4 protein-coding genes are annotated in these 4187 nt (G+C 41.6%); all 4 read left to right on the top strand.

The window, feature by feature from the left end:
* Positions 1–113 precede the first annotated feature (113 nt).
* The 4 genes from JIV24_RS21930 (at position 114) to JIV24_RS21945 (ending at position 3927) form a co-directional block, all read left to right on the top strand.
* Positions 114–977 carry a sulfatase/phosphatase domain-containing protein gene (locus tag JIV24_RS21930; protein ID WP_200467225.1) on the top strand — a complete coding sequence of 288 codons (864 nt, stop codon included), beginning with the start codon at positions 114–116 and terminating at the stop codon, positions 975–977.
* Between the two features lie 54 nt (positions 978–1031).
* A complete protein-coding gene (locus JIV24_RS21935) occupies positions 1032–1283 on the top strand; it encodes a sialate O-acetylesterase (RefSeq protein ID WP_200467226.1) in 252 nt (83 codons plus the stop codon).
* 642 nt (positions 1284–1925) lie between these two features.
* A complete protein-coding gene (locus tag JIV24_RS21940) occupies positions 1926–3047 on the top strand; it encodes an Sb-PDE family phosphodiesterase (RefSeq protein WP_200467227.1) in 1122 nt (373 codons plus the stop codon).
* 319 nt (positions 3048–3366) lie between these two features.
* On the top strand, positions 3367–3927 hold the full coding sequence (locus tag JIV24_RS21945) for a reverse transcriptase domain-containing protein (RefSeq protein ID WP_234445921.1): 561 nt from the start codon (positions 3367–3369) through the stop codon (positions 3925–3927).
* Positions 3928–4187 lie beyond the last annotated feature (260 nt).

Consider the following 4187-nt stretch of genomic DNA (forward strand, 5'->3'; position numbering starts at 1 on the left):
TAATATTTAGTTGTTTACATACTAACAGGCGGGAGCAATTTTTGATCAAATTTGCGTAATGAAAGATCTGCACCCATAATTATGAAGGACGAATAGCAGCTGCAGGTCATGAAATGGGTATACTGGAGCACATGGACCTGGTGTATGATTTAAAGATGCTGGATGAGGAAGGTGAGATCAAAGGGAGGTACAGAAAAGCCGCTCAACGCATGTATGAGCGTATGGATTCAGCACAAAGAAAAGCGTGGGATGCACACTATCAACCAATTATTGAAGAATTTAAGGGTTTAAAACTTGAAGGAAAAGAGCTGGCATTGTGGAAGTTTAACCGTTATATGAAAGATTACCTGAGTACCATACAGTCTGTTGATGATGGTGTGGGACAATTATTAGACTATCTGGATAAGAATGACCTGGCCGACAATACGATAGTTGTTTATACTTCTGATCAGGGTTTTTATCTGGGAGAACACGGTTGGTTTGATAAGCGATTTATGTATGAAGAATCGTTCAGAACACCTGTTTTAATGCGTTACCCCAATGAGATTAAACCAGGTACAAACTGTGATAAACTGATTCAGAACCTGGATTTTGCGCCTACTTTTCTGGACTATGCTGGTGGTAATATTCCTGCCGATATTCAGGGAGAATCCTTTCGTCAGATAGTTAACGGGGAATCTGATAAATGGCGCGATGCGATTTATTACACCTACTACGAGTATCCGGGTGAGCATCGGGTTCAACGTCATTATGGTATCCGGACTGATCGTTATAAGATCATTCATTTTTATCACGATTCAGATACCTGGGAACTGTATGATTTAGAAAATGATCCTGGTGAAATGCGTAATGTATATGATAGTCCTGAATATGAAAAAGTGAGGAGGGAGATGCATCTTAAGCTAGAGGAAGTAAGGAAGAAGTATGGCGATAGTGATGAGCGTAATCAACATTATATGGAAAGAATTAAAAGGTAAAAGACCAACTCATTTGTTACCCTGATCCATATAAAAACAGTCACCTTTATTTGGATGCAGGGAGAGCGAGATGCCAAGGATTCACAAGGCGAAGGCTATGAGGAAAGCCTGAAAGGTATACTGGCTCAATTACAAGCCGATTTGCAATTCGATGAGATTAATTTTGTTTGTGGACGCCTAAGCGATTTTGGAATGGATAATAAAAAGTGTCCGCACTGGACCATGATACGAGATATCCAACAATCATTTGCCGAATCTTACCCACTGGGAGCCTGGATTAATACGATGACCTCAATGATGGAGTAGATGGCAAGGGGCGAGACAGGCAGAATGCTTTACATTATACGCCTGAGGGCTATCAACGCTTAGGAGAACGTTATGCAACAGAAGCTATTCGTTTAATTAAAATGCCCTTTTAATGCAATTGGAGTGAAGCGTTGATCGTGAATCCTTTTAGAGTCACTATTTGATGAATAAAATGAAAAGGCCAACGGCTTAAGACAAGTGTACTGGGCATCTGTAGAAGAATATATTAATCGCTACCTAGTGATTAAGAATTAATTTACAGCCGGATAACTGGTAAAATGGCATCGCTTGGTAGGACAATACTTTTCGCTTTCTTCGGTACTTCTTTGATGCTTCGTCGCCTCTCCGTCGCCTCTCCGTCGCCTCTCCGTCGGGTCTCCGTCGGGTCTGCTTCGTACCTGCATCGTACCTGCTTCGGTACAACTACGCTCCCAGCGAGGTTGTGCCGGTGCAGACCACTAGATGGCCCGGAGCACTTAGCATGCTAAGGCAAACAAGTGATGCAGCAAAAGTGACGAAGAAAGAAGTAGGTATCATCAAGGTTTTTGTTGCAAACACATAGGGTCACATACTTTGAGAATGCTTTTTATTGATATCTTTAAAATGTCAATCAAATGCTTAGTAATGTTTTAAATAGAAAAGATGAGAGATAAGTTATTTATAGGCTTGCTACTGGTTATGAGTTCAACAGTCTGGGCACAGGTGGATATCAACCATCAGGAAAATGAAGTATTTGTAAAGCCTCAGCTAAGAAAGAATATACGCATACCCAATATACCCGGTTACCAAACTCTTAAAGGCGACTTTCATATTCACACCATGTTTTCCGACGGACAGGTGTGGCCAGGTATAAGGGTAGAGGAGGCTTGGCGCGAAGGTTTGGATGTGATAGCCATCACTGATCATATTGAATACTTACCCCATAAGAAACACCTTAGTGCCGACCATAATACAGCTTATAAGCTCGCCCTAAAACAAGCAGTCGAGAAGAACATCATCTTGATTAAAGGAACGGAGATCACTAAAAATAAGGTGCCTCCAGGGCATTTTAATGCACTTTTTATTGAGGATGCCAATCCAATTGAAAATGAAGATGTTTCTCTTTCTATTGAAGAGGCGGTTAGGCAGGGGGCTTTCATCATCTGGAATCATCCGGGTTGGAAAAGACAGCAGCCTGATTCTACCAAGTGGTGGGACTTTTATACTGAACTGATAAGTAAAAATAGGCTGCACGGTATTGAAGTGGCTAATGCCAATGAATGGTATCCCATTGCCCTCGACTGGTGTACTGAAAAGAAGCTGACGGTTTTTGGTAATTCAGATATTCATGCGCCCATAAACCTAAAGTACGATTTGTCGGAACGCTATGCCCACCGGCCAATGACCCTGGTTTTTGCCAAAGAAAGAACCAAGCAAAGTGTGAAAGAAGCCCTTTTTGCTGGTAATACCATTGCCTGGTTTGGTAATACGCTGGCCGGTAAAGAGGAGTTGATGCAGGCGCTCCTTAAAAATGCCTTAATATTACAGCCTGCATTTCGACAGGTCGAGAAAAAAGGTGTTGAATGGTACTATGCCGAGTTAAGCAATGTTTCGGATATTCCCTTTGTACTGCAAGCCAACGACCGTCAAGACCAAAAGATGATACTGGAGCCTCAAAGCAGTGTGATTGTGTCGTATAGGGCTGATGAAAAAGACCTGACTTACAGGGTTAACAACGCCTTTGTTGGTTCAACTAAAAACATGACTATCGTTTTTGATTTGTAAAAGCGAACAATACTACCCTTCGGCGCAGCACCTCGCCACGCCGAAGGGTATCCTATAGATCTTATCTATTCCAGTTCTTTTATTGATGCTATTGAGGCAGACATCAAGTTGTTCAGTTTAAACTTTTAAAAAGCCATAACATTGGCCCATTTTAAAAGATACATGGCTAATGCTGTACCAGCAGTACTAACAAATATTGAACCTTGCCAGAAGTAAACTTTCGCTCCACCTAGTTTCCACATCTGTTTACCAAATTCGTTTTTGTAATAAGCGTTAAGTGCTTTGTAAAAAAGAAAATTTAGTGTTATAAAGATTCCTATTGCTATTAGGGAAATTGCTTTTAAAACTAATTACACCACCCCGCCTGTCGGCACCCCTCCTAAAATTCAGGAGGGGACGGTTTTTCATCCCTCTCATCCTTGCCAAGGAGGAGTACCACGAAGTGGGGAGGTGGTTAAAATGCTTAAAAGCGAATTCCCTGAATATTCATCAAGCAGTTATTAGAGCACAGAGCTACATCAACGAGGGCTATCAGGATATTGTAGATATCGATTTTAAAACCTTCTTTGATGAAGTTGACCATTGTAACTTGTTGCAATTGGTGTATCGTAAGATTAAGTGCCCTATCACCATGCGCCTTATCCGCAAATGGCTACGTGCCCCGATATTAATTAATGGAAAACTAGTCAAGCGTAGAAAAGGCGTACCTCAAGGCAGTCCGATAAGTTCCTTATTATCAAACATCATGTTACATGAGTTGGATAGAGAGCTGGAGCAACAAGGTCTTCGGTTTGTCCGCTATGCCGACGACTTTAGTATTTACACTAAGTCGAAAGGAGCAGCCCGTCTAGCAGGTAATGCTGTGTTTAAGTGTTCTTAAAGAACAAACTCAAGTTACCCATCAATCGTGGAAAAAGTGGCATTCGTCGCCCTGTATGCTTTATCTGTTTAGGGTTTGGCTTTGTACCGGCCTACAGGAAAGGTGAAAAAGGCAAGTATCAGTTAGTGGTGTCCGACAAAAGTTGGAAGAAGCTGAAGCAAAAGCTGAAAACCATCACTCGTAAAACTGCTCTTTTCGTTCCAAAACTGGACCACTATTGCAGCGGTTATAATTACTTTTAGTTCCTTGCTGCCTATTGA

The sequence above is a fragment of the Carboxylicivirga marina genome (assembly GCF_016612505.1).
Classification (GTDB): domain Bacteria; phylum Bacteroidota; class Bacteroidia; order Bacteroidales; family Marinilabiliaceae; genus Carboxylicivirga; species Carboxylicivirga marina.